The sequence below is a fragment of the Ectopseudomonas khazarica genome (assembly GCF_004521985.1).
Classification (GTDB): domain Bacteria; phylum Pseudomonadota; class Gammaproteobacteria; order Pseudomonadales; family Pseudomonadaceae; genus Aquipseudomonas; species Aquipseudomonas khazarica.
Genome location: NZ_SBHZ01000050.1, coordinates 1 through 422, shown reverse-complemented (window position 1 = coordinate 422; position 422 = coordinate 1). Strand labels below are relative to the sequence as shown.

Sequence of the window (422 nt, the reverse complement as noted above, 5' to 3'; positions counted from 1 at the left end):
CCTCCGGAGGATTCCATCCAGGAGGAACTTCCCCTGCATGCTGTGCTTCTTTATAAATATCAACCCATAATCCACGATTTACTCTCGCTGTGCTGACCATGTCTTTATCCAGCCACTCATCCAGTATTAATGCAAAGTCTCTTACTTCCAGTTCTTTCAATGGGTGGTTTCCCAGACGGGAAACCAGGTATGCAGCCATTCGAGTTTTTTCTTTGTGAGTTGTAGCTGCAATATCTCCATTTTTCAGTCGCGTGTCCTGTATTTTCAGATATCGATCAACCCATGCCTTTAATCTGATACCCCGACGTTTTGTTGCTGACGGACTTTCATCAATTTTGCGCATGAAATATTCAGCTTCTGCTGCAGCTATTCGCTGATTGGCTGTGGAAGCGATTTTTTCTGCCTTACCTTTGTCTGTTCCG

Annotated in this window: 1 protein-coding gene; it reads right to left on the bottom strand. The window is 44.5% G+C overall.

Annotated features, from left to right (window positions below; genetic code table 11):
* The coding region (locus tag EPK82_RS24670) for a hypothetical protein (RefSeq protein ID WP_394346210.1) at window positions 1–422 on the bottom strand (422 nt) is incomplete at both ends.